The 22753-nt window shown below is 55.7% G+C and carries 19 protein-coding genes and 1 tRNA gene; 19 read left to right on the top strand and 1 reads right to left on the bottom strand.

Features of this window, described 5'->3' with window-relative positions:
- Positions 1 to 10 precede the first annotated feature (10 nt).
- The 19 genes from PREDE_RS02885 to PREDE_RS02795 all read left to right on the top strand — a co-directional run bounded on the left by PREDE_RS02885 (position 11) and on the right by PREDE_RS02795 (position 19921).
- A complete protein-coding gene (locus PREDE_RS02885; protein ID WP_005843506.1) occupies positions 11 to 2152 on the top strand; it encodes a RagB/SusD family nutrient uptake outer membrane protein in 2142 nt (713 codons plus the stop codon).
- A 165-nt stretch (positions 2153 to 2317) separates the two neighbouring features.
- Positions 2318 to 3490 carry a hypothetical protein gene (locus PREDE_RS02880; RefSeq protein ID WP_005843508.1) on the top strand — a complete coding sequence of 391 codons (1173 nt, stop codon included), beginning with the start codon at positions 2318 to 2320 and terminating at the stop codon, positions 3488 to 3490.
- Positions 3491 to 3531: 41 nt separating this feature from the next.
- On the top strand, positions 3532 to 3720 hold the full coding sequence (locus PREDE_RS02875) for a hypothetical protein (protein WP_005843510.1): 189 nt from the start codon (positions 3532 to 3534) through the stop codon (positions 3718 to 3720).
- A gap of 190 nt (positions 3721 to 3910) precedes the next feature.
- Positions 3911 to 4825 (top strand): tetratricopeptide repeat protein, encoded by a 915-nt coding sequence (locus PREDE_RS02870; protein ID WP_235777463.1) that lies wholly within the window; start codon positions 3911 to 3913, stop codon positions 4823 to 4825.
- Between the two features lie 59 nt (positions 4826 to 4884).
- Complete coding sequence (locus tag PREDE_RS02865) at positions 4885 to 6126, top strand: tetratricopeptide repeat protein (protein ID WP_015298412.1); 1242 nt, start codon at positions 4885 to 4887, stop codon at positions 6124 to 6126.
- 1 nt (position 6127) lies between these two features.
- Positions 6128 to 7468: a DEAD/DEAH box helicase gene (locus tag PREDE_RS02860; protein ID WP_005843516.1), complete on the top strand. Its 1341-nt coding sequence runs from the start codon at positions 6128 to 6130 to the stop codon at positions 7466 to 7468.
- Between the two features lie 213 nt (positions 7469 to 7681).
- Positions 7682 to 8749 (top strand): 3-phosphoserine/phosphohydroxythreonine transaminase, encoded by a 1068-nt coding sequence (gene serC / locus PREDE_RS02855; RefSeq protein ID WP_005843518.1) that lies wholly within the window; start codon positions 7682 to 7684, stop codon positions 8747 to 8749.
- 28 nt (positions 8750 to 8777) lie between these two features.
- Complete coding sequence (locus tag PREDE_RS02850; protein ID WP_005843520.1) at positions 8778 to 9695, top strand: 3-phosphoglycerate dehydrogenase; 918 nt, start codon at positions 8778 to 8780, stop codon at positions 9693 to 9695.
- 116 nt (positions 9696 to 9811) lie between these two features.
- A complete protein-coding gene (locus tag PREDE_RS02845; RefSeq protein WP_005843522.1) occupies positions 9812 to 11059 on the top strand; it encodes a DUF1015 domain-containing protein in 1248 nt (415 codons plus the stop codon).
- 33 nt (positions 11060 to 11092) lie between these two features.
- Positions 11093 to 11677 carry an IMPACT family protein gene (locus PREDE_RS02840; protein WP_005843525.1) on the top strand — a complete coding sequence of 195 codons (585 nt, stop codon included), beginning with the start codon at positions 11093 to 11095 and terminating at the stop codon, positions 11675 to 11677.
- A 69-nt stretch (positions 11678 to 11746) separates the two neighbouring features.
- Positions 11747 to 11834: transfer RNA gene (locus PREDE_RS02835), tRNA-Ser, on the top strand.
- A 377-nt stretch (positions 11835 to 12211) separates the two neighbouring features.
- Positions 12212 to 13399: a replication initiation protein gene (locus tag PREDE_RS02830; RefSeq protein WP_005843527.1), complete on the top strand. Its 1188-nt coding sequence runs from the start codon at positions 12212 to 12214 to the stop codon at positions 13397 to 13399.
- Between the two features lie 27 nt (positions 13400 to 13426).
- Positions 13427 to 13945 (top strand): DUF4494 domain-containing protein, encoded by a 519-nt coding sequence (locus PREDE_RS02825; RefSeq protein WP_005843529.1) that lies wholly within the window; start codon positions 13427 to 13429, stop codon positions 13943 to 13945.
- Complete coding sequence (locus tag PREDE_RS02820; protein ID WP_005843531.1) at positions 13942 to 14619, top strand: YggS family pyridoxal phosphate-dependent enzyme; 678 nt, start codon at positions 13942 to 13944, stop codon at positions 14617 to 14619. The genes PREDE_RS02825 and PREDE_RS02820 overlap by 4 nt, the downstream gene beginning before the upstream one ends.
- A gap of 6 nt (positions 14620 to 14625) precedes the next feature.
- Positions 14626 to 15102 (top strand): Fur family transcriptional regulator, encoded by a 477-nt coding sequence (locus PREDE_RS02815; RefSeq protein ID WP_005843533.1) that lies wholly within the window; start codon positions 14626 to 14628, stop codon positions 15100 to 15102.
- Between the two features lie 16 nt (positions 15103 to 15118).
- A complete protein-coding gene (locus PREDE_RS02810) occupies positions 15119 to 16402 on the top strand; it encodes an adenylosuccinate synthase (RefSeq protein ID WP_005843535.1) in 1284 nt (427 codons plus the stop codon).
- 2 nt (positions 16403 to 16404) lie between these two features.
- Entirely contained in the window at positions 16405 to 17778 is a 1374-nt protein-coding gene (hisS, locus tag PREDE_RS02805) for a histidine--tRNA ligase (RefSeq protein WP_005843537.1), read from the top strand.
- A gap of 12 nt (positions 17779 to 17790) precedes the next feature.
- The gene (locus tag PREDE_RS02800; protein WP_005843538.1) at positions 17791 to 18792 is read left to right on the top strand and encodes a rhamnogalacturonan acetylesterase; all 1002 of its coding nucleotides are present in this window, start codon (positions 17791 to 17793) and stop codon (positions 18790 to 18792) included.
- A gap of 709 nt (positions 18793 to 19501) precedes the next feature.
- Positions 19502 to 19921 (top strand): Fur family transcriptional regulator, encoded by a 420-nt coding sequence (locus PREDE_RS02795; RefSeq protein ID WP_005843542.1) that lies wholly within the window; start codon positions 19502 to 19504, stop codon positions 19919 to 19921.
- Positions 19922 to 20124: 203 nt separating this feature from the next.
- Here PREDE_RS02795 and PREDE_RS02790 read toward each other — a convergent pair whose 3' ends face one another.
- Complete coding sequence (locus PREDE_RS02790) at positions 20125 to 22665, bottom strand: transglycosylase domain-containing protein (protein ID WP_015298410.1); 2541 nt, start codon at positions 22663 to 22665, stop codon at positions 20125 to 20127.
- Positions 22666 to 22753: the final 88 nt, after the last annotated feature.

The raw sequence follows: 22753 nt of genomic DNA, 5'->3' as shown, positions 1-22753 counted from the left end.
ATTACTCAACATGAAAAGATTTATCAATATATTGATGACGGTTGCCGCCTTGGGTGTAACGGCAACTTCTTGCTCTGATTTTCTGGAGGAAGACAACAAGACCGGCGAGACTGCCGACCTGACCTACAACACCTCAACAGGCATCGACGGCCTCGTTTCGTCGGCTTATGCCTATTCGCGCGGCTGGTGGGGCAAGGAGCCTTCGCTGGGATTGGCAGAGATGGGCTCCGACCTTTTCTATTATGGTTACGACAACAAGCAGAAAGGTCTTTGCAGTTACGACATGACCTCGGAGAGTCTGGGGTTTGAGTCGACTTCGGGCACCGATGCCGTGAACAACAATCCCTGCCTTGACCAGTATTGGGAATTGTTCTATGCGGGCATTGATGTCAGTAACAACGTGCTAAAATATGTGGTTAAAAACGAGAACTTGAGCGATACCAAGAAACAGGCCTATCAGGGTGACGCCTATTTCCTTCGTGCGCTCTACTATGCCCAGCTCGTGGCCCTCTGGGGGCCTGTGCCCTATAATGGCGAGGCCATCACCGCTTTGAATTACAAGCCTCAGCGTCAGCCGGAACCTGTGATTTACAAGCATATCCTCGATGACTTGAAAGAGGCGATGAACCTTTACAAGTCGGCCAATGTGATGACACAGGCCAATGCCACGGGCGAAGGCCGTGCCTATTACTATTCGGCAGTGGCTCTCTACGCCCGTGTGGCCCTCTATGCGGCTTCCTGGCTGGGGGCCAACAGTGTGGAGGGCTACGGCAATCTCTATACCGAAGCGCTTCAGGCATCGACGGACGTCATCAACAACTCGGGTGCATCGCTCTACAACCGCTATGCCGACACGTGGAATATGAACAACGAGGAGCACAACTCCGAGTGCCTGTTCCGTGTGCATTATGGCAACACATTGTCGTCGGGCTTCGACAACTGCGTTCCTTATCGTTATTACAAGAATGGCACAGGCACCTTTAATTCATTGCTCACCCGCAAGGGATATTCGAGCAACGGCGGTAGTGCGACCAACCTGATGTTTGTCTCCATGTGGAACAATGGTGCCACGGATTTGGGTGGAAACGGCCAGAAGACGACCAATGTGTTCTTCCGCTGCACGGATGCCAAGAAGGCATATATCAAGAGTGCCACTACGAATGGCAATGTGGAGGTGGGAAAATACTACTCGCCCTACGGCCGTGGCTTTACCCGTTACCTGCCGTCGCTCTATCTCTGGAAGATTCTCGATGAGGTAAAGGGCACCGACCAGCGATACAACGGGACGTTGCTGACGAGCTATCGCATTCCCAAAGAACTGGCTGGCAATGCCAAGAACTATCCCAATATGAGCGATCAGGAGTTTGTGGACTATGACGATGCTTATAATACCGACGGCAACTACTTCAATGGTGGAGGTGCTGCCATCGTGTACAGCCTGACCGACGGTAATTCTGCCGAGGGACAGGCCGAGCAGGCTGCCGCCAAGAACAAGTATCGCATCCAGTTTGCCAGTGGGGGCGACATTCCCGTGTACACCTCTTCCGATCCCGCCAAGGCCCTGCCTACAGAGGCTGCCAAGAAAGTGTCCGACGTGTATGGAGACGCCCGTTACAACTCTTATAAGATTGGTGGATGGTGCTCGTTCCCCGGTATCAAGAAGTTTTTGGACGACCAGTATGATACGAACTATCCCACTTTCGACGTTTCCTACCGCGACATCATGGTGCTGCGCCTGGCCGAGATGTATCTCATCAAGGCTGAAGCCGAGATGCAGACGGGAGCCAATGCCAATGCGTTGGCCACCATCAATCAATTGCGCACGGTTCGCGCCATCAGCGGCAAGGACAATACCATCAGTGGTACAGTCACTATAGAGACCATTCTGAAAGAGCGTGCGCTGGAGCTCTGCGGCGAATATCAGCGTTGGTTCGACCTGAAGCGCACCCACACGTTACTCGAGCACGTGAAGGCTTACAACGCCCAGGCTTCAGCCAATGTTGCCTTAAAGCATTATTATCGTCCTATTCCGCTCAGCGAACTGGAGACTGTGACCAATCGCTCAGACGAGTCGTTCAATCAAGATGCCAACGGAGTGCTGCAATACACAGCAGCTTCTGCCAACATGTGGCAGAATCCGGGCTACAACTAAATACTTGAACTTTTCAAGGGGTGCGGTCGCGGGTAACCGTGCCGCATCCTTTCTTTTTAGCATGTCGATGTTATGAATGGATATTAATTCTTAATATTCTATAATGAATTTGCCAATAAGGGCAAATCTCCCTAAATTTGTTTTACTTTTTTGAATAATTAGCCTATGGAAAAGAAACGTTACGCATTATTCGTTCTCCTATTATTTCTTGTTACCGGTAATGGTTGGGGGCGAGAGGTTTGCGATACGCTGACGCGTGTCGGATTGGGACTGAAAGGTGAAATCGGCTTTGGCAACGCATACGTTCAGTTCTCAGGAAAGGTATTTCATTCTTCTGCAACTTACAATGGTTTTGCGGCACCGGGTGGAGCCAGTCGGTCCATACAGCTCAGTAAAACCAAGCAAGCGGGCATCTTCACGGCTGCCAGCGGTGGCAAATTGAAGTCGGTTTCCATTACCACAATACCTACAAGTATATCGAAAGTCTCGATCAATGTCTATGCCAGCAATACTCCATACTCTTCGTTGTCGGACGAGCTTTATGATCCCAAAGGGAAAAAATGTGGGAAATTGTTGGGGACGGCATCTTTTTCATCCGACCATCTGACCTCAACGATTTCTGCAAATGGAGATTATACGTATCTTGGCATCAGGCCGGCGGACGATTCCAATGCCAATTATCTTGAAAAGATTGTTGTTGTTTGGGAAGTGGACGACCCCTTGGAACTTGCTGTTTCGACTGCAGGTTATGCCACTTTGTATAATGGTCAGAGTGCCTTGCAAGTTCCTGCAGGTGCGACGGCCTATACGTTCAAGGTGAGCCACGGCGAGCTTGTCGTGAGCAAAACTTATTCGGCCGGTACTGTTCTCCCTGCCGGCGAGGCAGTTGTGGTGAAAGCCAATCCAGGTAAATACTTCTTTGAGACTGCTGAGACGGTTGAAGAGAAAGATGCAGACAACGTGCTTTTCGGCACGGATCAGGATGAAGTGTTGCCCGCGGATGCAGGAGCCCGCTACTATATGCTTTCATTGAATAGCGACAAGACTTCGGAATCTGTGGGCTTCTATTGGGGTGCCGACGATGGTGGGGCTTTCACAAATACTGCCCATCATGCTTATCTCAAGCTGGGAAAGGCGCAGACTGCCAAGGCGGCCTATGTCTTGAACCATGTTGTGACAGCTCTGGCCGGCCCCATGGTGAATGCCGGCGGTATGGAATCCTCCAGCACTGCGACTTTTAATGCGAAGGCATTCCGCTATAATCTTCATGGTGTTCGGGTCGGTTCTTCCTATCGGGGAATCGTCGTACAGAATGGGCGGAAGTTTATTGTCCGTTGAATTTCCATGCACCAATTATTGTTTTCTAAAATCATCAAGTCATGAAAACATATCAGAAGCCTGAAATTACGGTCTATTACATTGAATCTCCTGAGGGCATCATGGCAGTTTCTGGCAACCTGACGATCCATGAGGAGCGCGGAGACAATTGCCAGCTCAGCAAGGAGAACGACATGTCTACGTCTTGTTTTAAAGTCGTGGATGAGGACTTGTGGGATGAGGATAAGTAATTTCTGGTATCCTCTCTCTATGCAACGATGGCTCTTCGCAGGCATGCTCCTTTTTTCCCTCTCTATTCATGCGCAGGGAGAGAGTAGCCATGATTCTGCACGGGTACTCAATGAGCAGGTCGGATTGCTGCTCATAAATCTGAAAGCTACCCGTGACACAGCCACGTACTATACCACTTTACAACAGGTAATGCAGACTGCATTGCGCTGTGATGCCTATGACAGCCAGGCTGGCAGCAATGGTCGGCCGACTGCCCAATACCGTCATCAAAATAGGAAACGGCTGGATCCCTATCGCCGCAAACTCATGGAGGCCGCACTCTATTATACCGCACATAGTCGCAATAAGGAGGCATTGCATTGCTATGACCTCTACTTGGGCACCTCCAACAGCCGTTTGTTTGAAGGTGAGCAAGACTCTTTTCGCGGACAGGCTGCCTACTATGCTGCGTTGTTGGCCTATGGAGGACATCAATATGTCCGTGCCAACAGCTATGCAGACATAGCCATCCGTGACACCAACTTTGCCCGCGATGCTGCGGAAATCAAGGTAGGGTGCATGCGGGAAATGATGGTGACGCACAACGACTCGGCCCGCTATCTGATAGCTCTGCTGGAGTTGCACGACAAGGCACCGCAGAATCCTACCTATTTTCACATGCTCTTGGAGTATTTTTCTTCGGCTGGCCATGAGAAAGAGTTGGAGCAATTTGCTTATGACGAGGTTCGCAAGGACAGCACCGACTTGTTGGCGTGGTTGCTGCTGGGCGAAGTCAAGATGAAGCGGCAGCTTTGGCCCCAGGCCGTCAAAGCCTATAAACGGGCGATAAGTTTGGCCCCGGATGATGTCGGTGCAATTTACAATTTGGGCGTGTGCCATAGTGCGATGGCCCAGCAGATGATGACGGATGACGAGTCTGAAGTGTCGGATTCATGCAGAGCTTTACTGGAGACGGCGCGCCAACAATTGGAAAGGGTAGGGGCGTTGGACCCCGAACAGGAGCAGGTAGAATGGGTGAAGCCGCTCTATCAGGTCTATCTCAAGTTGGGAGATCGGGAAGGACTGGGTAGGTTGACCTCCCGTTTGCGACGGGCACAACAGTAAGAATCGCTTTCTAATTCAACAGGATAAACAAATCAAGCAAGAAGAAAGGCAAAATATAAATGAACTATCAAGGATTCTGGAAATGGCTGTCAGGCTGTTGTTGTGTCTTTCTGTTATGGGCCATGCCCGTGTCGGCCTATGCCCAGAAAAAGGAAATAGCTACAGCCCGGGAGTTTGTCAAGAAAGGAAATAACTTGGACAAGGCTGAACAGATGATGCGGAAGCTACTGCAAGATTCTGTCAACAGACGGGACGAGAGAATTTGGGCAACCCTTTTCGATGCTTTGCGCAAGCAATATGAACAGGGTAACGAAAAACTCTATCTGAAGCAGAAATACGACACGGCCCAGCTCTTTACCGTTGCTTCCAAGCTCTTTACTGATATGGCGACTTATGATTCCATAGAGGCTATTCCCGATTCCAAGGGCCGTATCAGGTTTGTCCGTCGCAAAGGCAACGCAGAACTGCTCAACACGCTGCGTCCCAATTTGTATCATGGAGGAATCTTTTTCATTCGCAAACAGAAGTTTCCCGAGGCTTATCAGTTGCTCAATCAGTATGTGGAATCTGCCAATCAGCCACTTTTCGGGGGTTACCGATATGGCGAGACCGACCGGCGACTGCCCGAAGCGGCTTATTGGGCTGTCTATTGCGCCTATAAACAGGGCGATGTCAGAAAGGTGTTGCACCACACCTATATGGCCCTCAAAGACACCTTGCACCGTGAGCCGATGCTGCAATATCTGGCCGAGACCTATCAACTGGATGGTGATACGGCGAGATATGTCGAAATTCTGCACGAGGGTTTTGCCAAGTATCCGCTTTCGCCGTATTTCTACCCACATTTGATAGACTATTTCTCTCAAAATAAGGACTGGGCGGAGGCTTTGGCATTGACAGACAAAGGACTGGCTGTTGACAGCACAAGCATCGTCTTTGAACTGACTAAAAGTACTATTCTGCTCAACATGGGGCAGTACGACCAGAGCTTTGCCTTGAGCGTGTCGCTGCTTCATCGCTGCGACAGTCTTGCCGGAGCTTGGCTCAATGCCGGGCTGGCCAAGTTCAATCAGGCTGTGGCTCTCGACAAGGCTACACTCCAAACATCCCGTCGCTGGGAAAGCATTTACAAGCTGTATAGGGAGGCACTCCCTTATTTGGAAAGATACCGTAAGGACAGGCCTTTGGAAAAAGAGAAGTGGGGACTCCCCCTTTACACCATCTATCTCAATCTGAATATGGGCGAACGTTTTGACGAGATAGACAAACTGATGAAGAATAATACATTTAAAAGCCAGTGATATGCAAATAGAAGACATCATCAGCAAGCAGAGGCTGGAGTTGAATGAGATGCAACAAGCCGTAGCCCATGCCATTGTCAACGATACTCAGGACGTGGTGGTACTGAGCCCCACAGGGTCGGGCAAGACCTACGCTTATCTGCTGCCCTTGCAACAACTCTTCGATTCACGGAGCGATGAGGTGCAAGCCATAGTCGTAGTGCCCGGTCGCGAACTGGCCCTGCAGTCGGCCACCGTGTTGAAGAATCTTGGAACGGGGCTCCGAACCTATGCCTGTTATGGCGGTCGTCCCACCATGGATGAGCATCGCGAGCTTCGACAGGTGAAGCCACAAATCGTCTTTGGCACGCCGGGGCGTCTGAACGACCATATTGTCAAGGGTAATATCCAGACCCGTCATGTGTGCTGTGTAGTCATCGACGAGTTCGACAAATGCCTGGAGATGGGTTTTCAGGAAGAAATGGCCACCCTGATGGTGCAGTTGCCACGTGGTGTCCGCCATCTTCTTCTTTCTGCTACAGCCAGTGACCAGATAGCACCTTTCCTGCAATCGGTTCCGTCTGTCCCAGGCAGTCGGCGTACTGTTTCCACTCTCGACTATCGTCCTCACGACGAGCAGACTTCCGACCGAGTGTCGGTCTATGCTGTCCATAGTCCGATAAAAGACAAGCTGGAGACACTTTCGGCCTTGCTTCGCCATGTGGGTGGAACCAGCAGTATTGTGTTCTTGAATTATCGAGACTCCGTGATGCGCACAGCCTCTTACCTTGCCGAGCATGGTTTTTCGGTGATAGCCTTTCACGGCGGACTGGAACAGAAACAGCGCGAGGAGGCCATCTATAAGTTCTCGAATGGCTCCGTCTCTGTGTTGGTGAGTACCGATTTGGGCAGTCGTGGCCTCGACATTCCCGACATAGAGAACATTATTCACTATCATATTCCCGAGGGGCAGGACGGTTATATCCATCGGGTGGGGCGCACGGCCCGCTGGAACAAGACAGGGCATGCCTATTTTATTCTCAGTGAGGGCGAAACGATTCCCGATTATGTGGATGCCCAGGTCCTCGACTGCGTGCTTCCCTCCGATCTTCCTGCTCCCGCGCAGCCCCGCATGGCTACGATTTATATAGGCAAGGGCAAGAAAGACAAGCTTTCAAAAGGCGATATTGTAGGGTTCCTCTGCAAGAAAGGAGGGCTCAAATCCGACGAGATTGGTCGTATTGACGTGAACGAGCACTACGCCTATGTGGCCGTTCGGCGGGAACGTCTGGGCAGTCTTCTTAGACAAGTGAGTGGCGAGAAGATCAAGGGATTGCGCACGGTCATCGAGGAAATCAGGTGACGCTTTCTGTCCATGTGCCCCTCATGGTGGTCTGCCGGGGCGTTCAGGTTTCATAAAAAAACGCATTATGTCCTGTTGTGTGTCAATATGACATTAATTGATTCCGCTGAATAAATACTTGCTAAATTATTTGTTTAATTCAAAGAAAAACTGTAAGTTTGCATCAATAAACCCAATACAGGAAATCGCGTAAACCTTTTAAATAGAATTAAAATGAAGAAGTACAATTTTAATGCAGGTCCTTCAATGCTTCCACGCGAAGTGATTGAGAACACCGCAAAGCAGATTTTGGATTTCAATGGGTCGGGCCTCTCCCTGATGGAGATAAGCCATCGTGCCAAAGATTTTCAGCCTGTGGTCGATGAGTCGGTAGCCCTGATTAAGGAATTGCTTGACATTCCAGAGGGTTATTCCGTAATATTCCTTGGTGGTGGCGCTTCGTTGCAGTTCATGCAGATACCGGCAAACTTCCTCATTAAGAAAGCGGGCTACGTCAATACCGGCGCTTGGGCCAAGAAAGCCCTAAAAGAAGCTAAGCTCTTTGGCGAAGTGGTCGAGGTTGCTTCTTCTGCCGCTGACAACTACACGCACTTGCCACATGGTTACGCCATTCCGTCCGATCTCGACTATCTCCACGTTTGTACCAACAATACCATCTACGGTACGGAATTGCACGAGGATTTGGAAGTTCCTGTTCCTTTGGTTGGCGACATGTCGTCCGACATTATGAGCCGCCCCGTAGACGTTTCCAAATACACCGCTATTTATGCCGGAGCACAGAAGAACATGGCCATGGCCGGTGTCACGGTAGTGATTGTTAAAGACGACATGCTGGGCAAGGCTCCCCGCGAGTTGCCGACGATGATAGACTATCGCACACATGTCGAGAAAGGCTCCATGTTCAACACGCCCCCCGTTGTCCCCATTTATTCGTTGCTCGAAACCATGCGCTGGGTGAAGGCTCAGGGCGGCGTGAAAGAGATGGAACGCCGCGCCAAGGAGCGTGCAGAGCTCGTCTATGGCGAGATCGACCGCAACAAGCTCTTCCGTGGCACCGTGGCCGAGTCCGACCGCTCGCGTATGAGCATCTGCTTCGTCATGAACGACGAGTACAAGGAACTGGAGAAACCGTTCCTCGACTTTGCCACCGAGCGCGGCATGGTGGGCATCAAGGGCCATCGTTCTGTGGGTGGTTTCCGTGCCAGCTGCTACAATGCGCAGACGCTGGAAGGTGTCAACGCACTGGTTCAGGCCATGAAAGACTTTGAGGCCCTGCACTAATCACGAATCAAACCTAATCCATAGAACGATGAAAATACTGATTGCAACAGAGAAACCCTTTGCTACCGAGGCCGTAGAGGGCATCAAGAAAGAGGCTGTGGCCGGCGGTCACGAGGTGGCTCTGCTGGAAAAATATACAGAGAAGTCCCAGCTTCTTGAGGCTGTGGCCGATGCCGACGCCATGATTGTGCGCTCTGACAAGGTTACCCCCGACGTGCTCGATGCTGCGCGGAATCTGAAAATTGTGGTTCGTGCCGGTGCTGGTTACGACTCCATCGACACGGCTTATGCCAAGGAGAAAGGCGTTGTGGTGGAAAATACACCCGGACAGAATGCCAATGCCGTGGCCGAACTGGTCTTTGGTCTGTTGGTCTACACCGTGCGCAACTTCTACAATGGCAAGTCGGGTTCCGAGCTGATGGGCAAGAAACTGGGCATCCTCGCCTTTGGAAACGTGGGGCGCAACGTTGCCCGCATTGCCAAGGGCTTCGGAATGGAGGTCTATGCTTTCGACGAATATTGCCCCAAGGAGACCATCGAGGCCGCCGGCGTGCATGCCGTGGCTACGCGCGACGACCTGTTCCGCTTGTGCGACATCGTGAGTCTGCACATTCCTGCCACGGCCGAGACCAAGAGCAGCATCAACTATGAGGTGGTCGGCCTGTTGAAAAAGGGAGGCATCCTCATCAACACCGCCCGCAAGGAAGTCATCAATGAGCCCGAACTGCTCAAGCTGATGGCCGATCGCGCCGACCTGAAGTTCGTTACCGACATCATGCCCGACGCCGATGCCGACTTCCGTCGGTTCGAGGGCCGCTACTTCTCCACACCGAAGAAGATGGGCGCCCAGACCTCGGAGGCCAATACCAATGCCGGCATTGCTGCCGCCCGCCAGATTAACGCATTCTTCAAAGACGGCGACACCAAGTTCCAGGTCAACAAGTAATTGTTGCGTCGTCTGCTGATTATCTTTTTGATTCCTATTTGCAGGGGCACTCGTTTGTGGGTGCCCCTGCAAACGGGATTCTTGGAACACACAAGCATCATTCATCCCTCGATACTATGGCTACAATCAAACCTTTTCGGGGCATCCGTCCCCCCAAGGACCTCGTGGAGCTGGTGGAGTCGCGTCCCTACGACGTGCTCGATTCCGAAGAGGCCCGCGCCGAGGCCGGCGACAACGAGAAATCGCTCTATCACATCATCAAACCCGAAATCAACTTTGCTCCCGGCACGTCCGAGTACGACCCGCGCGTCTACCAAAGTGCCGCCGACCATTTCCGGCTTTTCCAAGAGAGAGGCTGGCTCGTGCAGGATGCCGCAGAGCATTATTATATCTATGCCCAGACCATGAACGGGCGGACGCAGTACGGCCTCGTGGTCGGAGCCTGTGTGAACGACTATCTCACGGGCGTCATCAAGAAGCACGAGCTGACCCGTCGGGACAAGGAAGAAGACCGCATGAAGCACGTGCGCGTGTGCGATGCCAACATTGAACCCGTATTCTTTGCCTATCCCGACAATGCCGTGCTCGACGCGCTTCTCATGCGTTATGCCGCTACCGAGCCCGAGTATGACTTCGTGGCGCCCGTCGACGGCTTCCGCCATCGGTTCTGGGTAGTCTCCGATACGCAGGACATAGACCTCATTACCGAGCAGTTCCGCCGGATGCCCAGCCTCTATATTGCCGACGGACACCATCGCTCGGCGGCCGCAGCCCTCGTGGGGGCAGAGAAAGCTCGGCAGGGCGCTGCCCACACGGGGCAGGAGGAGTACAACTACTTCATGGCCGTGTGCTTCCAGGCCAGCCAGCTGACCATCCTCGATTACAACCGCGTGGTCAAGGATCTCAACGGGCTTTCGCCCGATGCTTTTCTGAAAGCACTGGCCCAGGACTTCACGGTCGAAGCCAAGGGCGAGGCGGAATACCGCCCCCGACAGCTGCACGAGTTCGCACTCTATATGGACCATTGCTGGTACAGCCTCACGGCCCGGCCCGGCACTTACGACGACAGCGACCCCATCGGGGTGCTCGATGTCGACATCTCCAGTCGGCTGATACTCGACAAACTCATGGGCATCAAGGATTTGCGCTCCGACAAGCGCATCGACTTCGTGGGTGGCCTGCGGGGTCTCGGCGAGCTGAAGCGACGGGTGGACAGTGGCGAGATGCGCTGGGCACTGGCCCTGTATCCCGTGTCCATGCAGCAGATTATGGACATTGCCGACTCCGGAAAAATCATGCCACCCAAGGCCACATGGTTCGAGCCGAAGCTGCGTTCGGGACTTGTCATTCACAAACTCAGCTGAATTTCTACTGGCGGCAGTTTGCCGCCTGTCCACATGGAAGATACGTTCAAGACGATTGCCGCCCCGGCCCAAGGTTACTACACCGAGAAGCGAAGCAAGTTTTATGCCTTTGCCCATCATGTGGAAACCTTGGACCAGGTGAAAACCATTCTCGACGGCTACCGCCGCCAGTACCATGACGCCCGCCATTGCTGCTATGCCTATGTGATGGGGGCCGAACGCTGGGACTTCCGGGCCGTGGACGACGGCGAGCCCTCGTCCACCGCGGGCAAGCCCATACTGGGACAAATCAATGCCCGCGAACTCACCGACGTGCTGGTTTGCGTCGTCCGTTATTACGGCGGCGTGAACCTGGGGACGGGCGGACTCATCACGGCCTACCGTGCTGCGGCCGCCGATGCCCTCGACCACAGCGTGGTGGAGGAGCGGCTGGTGGAGGAGTTGGTGACCTGGCGGTTCTCTTATCCCATGATGAATGCCGTGATGCGGGTGGTCAAGGAGATGCAGCCCCGCATCATCGGACAGACATTTGACAACACCTGCGAAATCCAACTCTCCATCCGCAAAAGCCTGGCCGGAGAGCTGCGAAGCAGACTGGAAGCCTTGAATTTCGGATAATTTAGTTTTAAATAACGTTAATTCCTTCCGCCGCTTCTCCTTTTTTCATTACCTTTGCACCCGCAATCAGGAAGGTTGGCAGAGTGAACGATCGCGCTGGACTCGAAATCCGGTATACCCTTTTCGGGTATCGGGGGTTTGAATCCCTCACCTTCCGCAAGGGAAAAACAGCTTCATAAAACACTATGAGGCTGCTTTTTTCGTATGGCATCTTGGCCATCGGACTGCCGCCTGGGCAGCGGGGCTGGCTTGGCGTGCGCTCTTCCCAAATTCATGGCGGCGCATCCGCCCTGCGATTGCACCGTCATCGCGCGGCCATTACGGCGTTGTCGCGCGGCCGTTGCGCCGCAATCGCGAAGCCGCTGCACCGTCGTCGGCCCGGGCGCGGAAGCCTTGCCGTGCATATACGGGCCTTTTTCATTATCTTTCGGGCCGTTTTATTTTTAGTCTTCATCGCTTGGCAATGTCGTAAAATGTTCCTATCTTTGTAGGCATCTCCACGAAAGCGCGGTTAAAAACCATTTAATTAAAAGCATGGAAGGCGAAAGACCCACCACCAAATCCAGTGTCGTCAGGGCAGGCAAGGCGACAGCCCACAATGCCAATTTCGGCAAAAGAAAGAAGCGCGACATTAAGCGCAACATCCCGACAGAGCTCATTCCCATCGAGGAGGAGACGTGGCTTTTGCAGCCCATTGCCGTGACGATGATGCGTCATGACTATTCCCTGATCCAGATTCGCATCTTGGTGACCATCGTGGAGTACATGCAGTCGAAGCTACACAACATTCTAAGCAAGGACCGCAACGAGCCGGAGATCTTCTCGGACGCGGAGCTCGACAACGACGGACGCCTTGAAATCAAGACCCTCTTCAAGACCTTGGGCGTGGATCCCAACCATTACCCGCAGCTTCGGCAGAGTCTGAAGATGCTGGCCGCCATTCCCGTGGAGATACCTTACAAGACGATTGACGGGCGAAGCTACCTCAAGGTGACCAACCTCTGCGACGTGTACATCCCTGAGGACGCCGGCATTTACGAGAAATACGCCGTGCTCAAGATAGACCGCACGGTGGCCAAGCGGCTCGTGTCGCTCGACCTGGGCTATCACCGGCTGGGCAAGCAGATTGTGTTTGCCTGCCGCAACCGCTACACCCAGCGCATCTACATGTTCATTGAGAGCTGGCTCGACAAGGGCGGTACGGTCATCAAGACCGTGGAGTTCCGCAAGATGCTGCGCCTGGAAACCAACTACCGTAAGTTCAGCGACTTTGTGCGCCGTGTGCTCGAGCCGGCCAAGGAGGAACTTAAGTCGCTCGCGGAGAATGGCTTCTGCGACTGCTACTTCGACTACGACAGGCGCTACGACAACGGCCAGCGCGGCGGCGAGCCCGATGCGCTGGTGTTTCATATCCACCGCCCCAAGAACAAGCTGAACAAGCAGCTGCAGGACGTGACCGACATGCAGCGCAGCCAGTTTGCCGACATGCTCATCCGCTACTTCGGCTTCGAGCCGGCCATGGCCAAGAACATGAGCGGCCGCATCACCCCCGACAACTATCAGGGGGCCGTGTCCAAGCTCGTCGACCTGCGCAACCGGCTGCGCAGCGACCTCACCATCCACGACCGCGCCGCCTATACCTACCGCGTGCTGGACAATCTGTTCCGCGGTGTGGCGGACAGCAGGGCCTTTGACCCGCAGAACAACGCCAAACAAGCATAAAATCTACAATTCAGAAACAACAGGAATATGAAATCGAGAACGTCAGATTGGTTTGAAATCAAGATCAGATACGACAAGACACAGGAGGACGGCAACCAGAAACCCGTGACCGAACAGTACGTGGTGGATGCCTTTAGCTTCACCGAAGCCGAGGCCTCCATCACCGAGGAGATGTCGGCTTACATCAGCGGAGAGTTCAAGGTGACCGGCATGAAGCCCGCCCCCTACCACGAAATCTTCTTCAGCGAGAACGCCAAAGACGACAAGTGGTACAAGGCCAAGCTGCAATTTATCACCATCGACGAGAAGACCGAAAAGGAGAAACGCTCCAACGTGAACTATTTGGTGCAGGCCGCAAGTCTGCCCGGAGCAGTGAGAAACGTGGAGGAGGTGATGGGCGGCACCATGATAGACTACGTCATTTCTGCCATCAGCGAGACCCTGTTGATGGATGTGTTCGAGCACCGATTCGGCGGCCAAAAGGCCGAAGCCGACGACAAGCCCGAATACGAACAGGCAACAGAACCAACCGAACCGGAGGCATGATGCAGACAGATGTTGCGGAAAACCTGAAACGGGTGCTCGGCGAACTCCCACACGATGTGCGGCTGGTGGCCGTCAGTAAGTTCCATCCCAACGAATACATTGAGGCCGCCTACAAGGCCGGCCAGCGGGTGTTCGGTGAGAGCCACGAGCAGGAACTGAAGAAGAAATGGGAGACACTGCCACGCGACATCGAGTGGCACTTCATCGGTCACCTGCAGACCAACAAGGTGAAATACATCGCACCCTACATCGCCATGATAGAGGCGGTGGACAGTCTGAGGCTGCTTCACGAAATCAACAAGCAGGCAGCCCGCAACAACCGCGTCATCGACGTGCTGCTCGAACTCCACATTGCCGAGGAGGAGACCAAGTACGGCTTCTCGCTCGACGGTTGCCGCGCGCTGCTGGCCTCGGGCGAGTGGCGCACGTTGGAGCATGTGCGCATCTGCGGGCTCATGATGATGGCCAGCCATGTGGACGACGCTTCGCGCATCCGCAGCGAGATGACGCTGGCCGCCAACTTCTTCGACGAGGTGAAACGCGACTATTTTGCCGACGCCCCTTCGTTCTGCGAGCGGTCGTGGGGCATGAGCCACGACTACCGCATTGCGGCCGAATGCCGCTCGACGATGGTGCGGGTGGGCTCGCTCATCTTTGGCCCACGCATTTACTGACGCCCCATGCTCGACCACGCCCGCCACATTCTCGACAGCTATCTGGAGGCAACGGCCAAACGCCACACTCCCGAACGCTATGCCATCCTGGAGGCCATCTACCAGCTGGAGGGCCATTTCACGGTGGAAGAACTCAACGACCTGCTGGAGAACCACAGGTTCTTCATCAGCCGGGCCACCCTCTACAACACGCTGCGGCTGTTTCAGCGCATTCACCTCGTGGTGAGACACCGGCTGGCCGACAAGACCAAGTACGAGGCAGCCCTGCGCAACGACTCCCACTGCCACCAAATCTGCACCATGTGTGGGCAGATTGTGGAGACCGAGCTGCCCGCCGTGGAGCAGGCCATCCACGATGCACCGCTCGCCGGATTCCGCAAGGAGGGGTTCACCCTCTACCTTTACGGCATCTGCGCCGGCTGCCAGGAGAAGTTGCTGAACCAGCGCATGCAGAACGAAAAGAACAAAACAGACAATACATAAAACTTACAGATCACGTATGAATACAGCTAAAGTTGATGTCCTGTTGGGACTCCAGTGGGGCGATGAAGGCAAGGGAAAGGTCGTGGACGTCCTGACGCCCAGGTATGATGTCGTGGCCCGCTTCCAGGGAGGACCCAATGCCGGTCACACGTTGGAGTTCGAGGGGCAGAAATATGTGCTCCGCAGCATTCCCTCGGGCATCTTTCAAGGCGACAAGGTAAACATTGTCGGCAACGGCGTGGTGCTGGCTCCCGACCTGTTCATGGCCGAGGCCAAGGACCTGGAGAAGAGTGGGCACGTGTTGCAGTCGCGGCTGCACATCTCGAAGAAGGCCCATCTCATCATGCCCACCCACCGGCTGCTCGACCGTGCCATGGAGGCTGCCAAGGGCAAGGACAAGGTGGGCACCACGGGCAAGGGCATCGGCCCCACCTATACCGACAAGGTGAGCCGCAACGGTTTGCGCGTGGGCGACATCCTCGACCGCTTCGACGAGAAGTATGCCGCCCACAAGGAACGCCACCTCAAGATGCTGGCCTCTATGGGCTGGACCGACCTGGACGGTCTCGAAGAGGCCGAAAAGGTATGGATGGAGGGCGTGGACTATCTGCGCGGCTTCCACCTCGTGGACAGCGAGCACGAGCTGAACCGCATCCTGCGGAGCGGCAAGAGCGTGCTCTGCGAGGGCGCCCAGGGCACCATGCTCGACGTGGATTTCGGCAGCTATCCCTTTGTGACCTCGAGCAACACCGTGTGTGCCGGAGCCTGTACCGGCCTGGGCATCGGCCCCAACCGCATCGGCAACGTGTATGGCATCATGAAAGCCTACTGCACACGCGTGGGCGCAGGCCCGTTCCCCACGGAGCTTTTCGACGAGACGGGCCGGCTCATCCGCGACCTGGGACACGAGTACGGCGCAGTGACCGGCCGTGAGCGCCGCTGCGGCTGGGTGGACTTGGTGCAGCTGCGCTACAGCATCATGGTGAACGGCGTGACCGAACTCATCATGATGAAGAGCGATGTGCTCGACGGATTCGACACCATCAAGGCCTGTGTGGCCTACCGGCTGCCCGACGGCACCGAGACGCGCGACTTCCCCTACGAGATAGACAACGTGACGCCCATCTATAAAGAACTGCCGGGCTGGAAGACCGACATGACGCGTTTCACCAGCGAAGCGCAGTTCCCCCAGGCTTTCAAAGACTACGTGGACTTCCTCGAGGCCGAGCTGGAGACCCGCATCGGCATCATTTCCATCGGGCCCGACCGCGACCAGACCATCGTCAGACAATCAATGTAATTATGGCAAACAACAAGACCTCCATCCCAAAGGGTACCCGCGACTTCGGCCCCGAGGAGATGGCCAAGCGAAACTATATCTTCAATACCATCAAGGACGTGTATGCCCTTTATGGATTTCAGCAGATCGAGACCCCGGCCATGGAGACCCTGCACACGCTCATGGGCAAGTATGGCGACGAGGGCGACAAGCTGCTCTTCAAGCTGCTCAACTCCGGCGACTACCTCAAGGGCCTCACCGACGAGGACCTGCTGGGCCGCAACACGCTGAAACTGCAGACCCGTCTCTGCGAGAAAGGACTGCGCTACGACCTCACGGTGCCCTTTGCCCGCTATGTGGTGATGCACCGCGAGGAGCTGCAGCTGCCGTTCAAGCGCTATCAGATACAACCCGTGTGGCGGGCCGACAGGCCGCAGAAAGGCCGCTACCGCGAGTTCTACCAGTGCGATGCCGACGTGGTGGGTTCCGACTCGCTGCTCAACGAGGTGGAGCTGATGCAGATTGTAGACACCGTGTTCCGGCGGTTGGGCATCCGCGTGCAGATTAAAATCAACAACCGCAAGATACTGACAGGCATTGCCGAGGTCATCGGCGAGGCCGACAAGATTGTGGACATCACCGTGGCCATCGACAAACTGGACAAGATTGGGCTCGACAACGTGAACCAGGAGCTGCGCGCCGGCGGCATTCCCGACGAGGCCATCGGGAAGCTGCAACCCATCATTGCCCTGCAGGGCACCAACGAGGAGAAACTGGACGTGATTGCCGAGGTGCTGAAAACGTCGGAAACGGGACTGAAAGGCGTGGAGGAAACCCGCTTCATCCTCGACACGCTGAAAGCCCTCGGACTGGTCAACGAGGTGCAGCTCGACCTCACGCTGGCCCGCGGACTCAACTACTACACGGGCGCCATCTTCGAGGTGAAGGCGCTCGACACGCCGATGGGCAGCATCACCGGCGGCGGCCGCTACGACAACCTGACGGGCATCTTCGGCATGCCGGGCCTCTCGGGAGTGGGCATTTCGTTTGGCGCCGACCGCATCTACGACGTGCTCGATGCCCTCGACCTCTATCCCAAGGAGGCCGTGGCCTCGACGCAGCTGCTGTTCATCAACTTCGGCGAGCGCGAGACGGCCTACTGCCTGCCCATCGTGGGCGAGGCGCGCAAGGCCGGCATCCGCACGGAAATGTATCCCGACAAGGCCAAGATGAAGAAGCAGATGGGCTATGCCAACGCCAAGGGCATCGGCTTCGTGGCCCTGGCCGGTGACAACGAGATGACCGAAGGCAAGGTGACGCTGAAGAACATGGCCACCGGCGCGCAGAAGCTCGTGAGCGTGGAGGAGCTGATACAGGAGGTACGGAGCCAAGGATAAAAACAACTGCGTATGAACTTCAAAATCGTTTTAAGGGTCGTCTGCATGGCGGCCCTCCTTTTTCTGCTGACGGCGGACAAGAGGCACACCACCATTTTCATCATCGGCGACTCCACGGCCGCCGAGAAAACCCATCCCGACCGCAATCCCGAGCGGGGGTGGGGCATGGTGCTGCAAGGATGTTTCGACGACGAGGTGACCGTGGACAACCATGCGGTGAACGGCCGTTCGTCGAAGAGTTTCATGGACGAGGGCCGCTGGGACAAGGTGCTGGCCCGGCTGAAGCCCGGCGACTACGTCATCATCCAGTTTGGCCACAACGACGAGAAACCCCGTCCCGACCGCCACACCGAGCCGGGCTCCACCTTCGACGCCCACCTCGCCAAGTACGTGGAGGACACGCGGGCACGGGGAGGCATACCGGTGCTGATGAACTGCGTGGTGCGCCGCAACTTCCTGAACCGGGTGGATTCGACCGACGACGAGTCGCTGCGCAACACCACCTTTGCCGACGAGCAGGTGAACTCGGACACGCTGGTCGACACCCACGGGGCCTACAAGGACGTGCCCCGGCGGCTGGCCCGGCAGCTGGGGGTGGCTTTCGTGGATGCCAACCGCATCACCCACGACTTGGAGCAGGGCATGGGCATTGAGGGTTCCCGTCGGCTGCACATGTGGTTCCGACCGGGCGAGGTAGAGAGCATTCCGCAGGGTCGCCACGACAACACCCACTACAATGTCTATGGCGCCCGCATGGTGGCAAGTCTGCTGGCCGACGCCCTGGGCCGCGAAATCCGTCCGCTGCGGAAGCACGTCGTGCACTATGACTACGTGGTTTCCCGGCAGGGGCGGGGCAATTACATGACGCTGGAAGAGGCCGTGGCGGCCATTCCCCAAGGAGCCAAGGCCAAGGTGCGCGTGCTCGACGGCACGTGGACCATCGCCCGCAGCCGCATGCAGGGCAAGCGCGTGCAGTTCGTTTGTCGGCCCGGGGCGAGCGTCTTTTCCAAATAGAACGGCAAAATCTCCGCAGGGTTTGGAACTATGAGAAACACTGCGGAGCTTTCCTCCCCCCGGCCTTTCCTTTGTCGTTTCGTGGGCCCCACGAAGGCTTCCCGACCATTCCTTTGTCGTTTTGTGGGCCCCACGAAGGCTTCCCGACCATTCCTTTGTCGTTTCGTGGGCCCCACGAAGGCTTCCCGACCATTCCTTTGGCACTTAGTGGGCCCCACGAAGGCTTCCCGACCATTCCTTTGGCGTTTCGTGGGCCCCACGAAGGCTTCCCGACCATTCCTTTGGCGTTTCGTGGGCCCCACGAAGGCTTCCCGGCCATTCCTTTGTCGTTTCGTGGGCCCCACGAAGGCTTCCCGACCATTCCTTTGTCGTTTCGTGGGCCCCACGAAGGCTTCCCGACCATTCCTTTGTCGTTTCGTAGGCCCCACGAAAGTCTCCCGACCTTTCCTTTCATGGTATTTCCGTAGGGGCTGGCCTCCGTGCCGGCCCGCACGCCCGTCAGGCCGTTCCTCCGCCTCCACCCCCATCGGGCGTTCGGGACAAACGGAACCACACTTTCCTCCGAACCCTTGCAAGACCGTTCGGCGCGGCGCCCCCCATACCATAAAGAGTGTAAAAAAGTACTTGTTCGCTTGCGAAATAACAGGATATTCCGTATCTTTGCACCGTAGTTGTAAACACTACAAGATAACAAGTTAAGACAAGAAAAATGAAGCAGGAAGCATACGACAGACTGGTGGACTGCGGGCTCCGCCCGTCGATGCAGCGCATCGCCATCATGGACTATTTGCTCACACACCACACGCATCCCACGGTGGAAGACGTTTATCAGGGTATCGTCAAGGAGATTCGCACGCTGAGCCGCACCACGGTGTATAACAGCTTGCGGCTGTTTTCTGAGCACAATGCCGCCCAGATGATTACCATCGACGAACATCGGGTGTGCTATGATGGCGACATTCATCCGCACGTGCATTTCTATTGCCGCAATTGTGGCCGGGTGTTCGACCTCCTCGACGAGGATGCCCCTCACCTGAGCGGCCCCCGCAAGATAGAGGGAAACATTGTCGACGAGATTCAGCTCTACTACAAGGGCGTCTGCCACGACTGTGCCTCGAAGCAGACCTGAGTCTGCTTGTCGAGGGGTAGGGGACAGCCCGCCCTCATGCAAAAAAGGAAAGCCTTGCCTCATTTCCTTCTTGGGGGATGGGGCAAGGCTTTCTCTTTGGGGCAACCGTCCGGTGCCGGCAGGGCTGCGATGGCATGAATATGAAACAGGCGGACGTGCAAGAGCACGTCCGCCTGTGGCTTGTTCATGATGTCTGGCCAAGGTTACAGGTCGTCGAAGTTCACCTCCTCGGTAGAGCGGCGACGCTTTTCGGTCTTGCCGTCCGTGCCTTTGCTCTCTTTCGGCTCCTGCGTCGGCGCGGCGGTCTTGTTCTCTATGGGGTTGCCATTCTCGTCGAGGAAGATCTCTTGGTCGGAGACGATAGTGCTGTCGCTGTGTATGCTGTCGTTGTGGACGGGGGGATAGTAGCTCTGGCACATATACATGTCCGGTGTGATGCCGGCGTCGTCGGGCTTCTTGAACTTGCCGTGATACTTCTTGAACGCCGGGTCGGCCAGCACGGCCTGCATGAAGTAGCCCGTGATGGGAAGTGCTGTGCGCGATCCCTGCCCCAGTGCGCCCGTGCGGAAATGAATGCTGCGGTATTCGCCGCCCACCCAGGCACCGGCCACCAGATTGGGCGACACGCACATGAACCAGGCATCGGAGTGGTTGTTGGAGGTGCCGGTCTTGCCGCCAAATTCAGTGTCGCGATATTTGCCCACGTAGCCCCAGAGGCTCTGGCTCGTGCCGCCGGGCTCGCGCATGCCGCCCTGGAGCAGCTGCTGCATGAGGAAAGCACTCTTGTAGGGGATGACCTGCTCGCCCCGGCTGTTGCTGTTGAAGACTTCGTGGCCGTCCTTGTCGACAATGCGGGTGACGAGCACGGGGTCGTGGTGCATGCCGTTGTCGGCCACGGTGCAATAGGCATTGGTCATTTCCAGCAGGGTGACGTCGCTTGAGCCAAGGGCCAGCGAGGGGGCGTCGTCGAGCGGGCTCTTGATGCCCATGGCCTTGGCCGTGGCAATGATGCGCTTGATGCCCATTTCCTGCCCCAGACGAACGGCCACAGAGTTGATACTCTTGGCAAAGGCACTCTTGAGCGGCATGGAGTCGCCGGAGAAAGAGCCGTTGGCATTGCCGGGGGTCCAGGTGGTCATTTCGTTTTTCTTCTTGTCGAACACCTGCATGGAGATATACTCGTCGCGACGCTTGTCGCAGGGCGTGAGGCCCTGGTTCATGGCCTCGGTGTAGACAAAGAGCTTGAACGTGGAGCCGGGTTGGCGTTCGGCCGTCACCTTGTCGTACTTCCAGGCCTTGAAGTCTATGTCGCCCACCCATGCCTTCACGGCACCGGTCTGCGGCTCCATGGCCACCATGCCGCAGTGCATGAATGTAACCATGTACTTGATGGAATCTTCGGAAGTGAGGTTTTTGGTGATGGTGCCCTTGCTGTAGTCGAAGACCTTCACCGGGTGTTTCCACTCCTTGTAATAATAGCGCACGGAGTCGGGATTGTTGGGGAACCGCTCCTGAAGGGCCTTGTAGAAAGGCTGCCGCTCGGCAATCTTGTCGATGAAACCGGGGATGGGCTTGCCGTTCTCGTCACGCCAAGGCTCTTGGCGCAGCCAGTTGGTGTCCTGCGTGCGGTAGATGCTCCAGTGGTTGTTGAAGTTCTGCTGCACCTGCTTCATCTGTTTCATGGCGGCTTCCTCGGCATACTTCTGCATGCGGGTGTCGATGGTGGTGTATATCTTGAGACCTGCGCTGTAGAGGTCGTAACCGTTTTCTTCGCACCAAGGTTTCAGGTAGTCGGCAACGGCCTGGCGGAAATACATGGCCTGACCGTCGTAGTTCTCCTCCATCTTGAACTTGAGTTGGATGGGAAGTTGCTGCAAGGAGTCGCACGCCTCACGCGAGAGGTCGCCATGGGCCCGCATGTTGGCCAGCACGGTGTTGCGGCGTGACTTGCTGTTCTCGGGGTTGGTCCTGGGATTGTAGAGCGTGGTGGCCTTGAGCATGCCAACGAGCACGGCAGCCTCCTCGGTGGTGAGGTCTTTGGGAGTCGTGTCGAAATAGGTCTTGGCCGCAGTCTTGATGCCGTAGGCGTTGGAGCCGAAGTCCACGGTGTTGGCATACATCGTGATGATTTCCTTCTTGTCGAACACGGTCTCCAGCTTGGTGGCGATAATCCACTCCTTGCTCTTGACGATGAGAATCTTCAGCCCCGGGATTTTGCCCAGCAGACCGGTGGAATACTGGGAGCGCACGCGGAACATGTTCTTGGCCAGCTGCTGCGTGATGGTCGAGGCGCCACGCCCGTCATGACGGAGCACGGCATCCTTCATGGCACCCAGGATGCCCACGAAATCCACGGCCATGCCGCGCGGCCGCTGGTAGTAGCGCTCGTCCTCAGTGTCGATGAGGGCCTTGAAGAATGCAGGGGCCACCTCGTCGTACTTGACGGGCGTGCGGTTCTCATTGAAGTATTTGCCAATGAGCTGTCCGTCGGCACTGTAAATCTCAGAGGCTTGGCTGGTCTGCGGATCCATAATGCCCGAGAAATAGCCGGGGCTGCGGCCGAAGAGCCATAAAAAGTTGATGTCTACAGCACCCAGATAGAGGATGAAGACAATAATACACGACGTGATGCCGACAAGTGTCTTGGTGTACCACGCCCGTCCGCGATACAAACCCTTGTACCATGGCCAGAAGTTGCGGCCTTTACGCCACACCCAGGCGGCGAATGTTTTTATCTTTCTCATAATCGTTGTATCTCGTTCTAATTGGTTTATCATGCAGATGCCATGTCACAGTGGCTGTTTCTCCTGTACAAAAGTACAAAAAAGTGTG

This window comes from Prevotella dentalis DSM 3688 (assembly GCF_000242335.1).
GTDB classification, from domain to species: domain Bacteria; phylum Bacteroidota; class Bacteroidia; order Bacteroidales; family Bacteroidaceae; genus Prevotella; species Prevotella seregens.
This window is presented reverse-complemented; position numbering and strand designations above follow the sequence as displayed.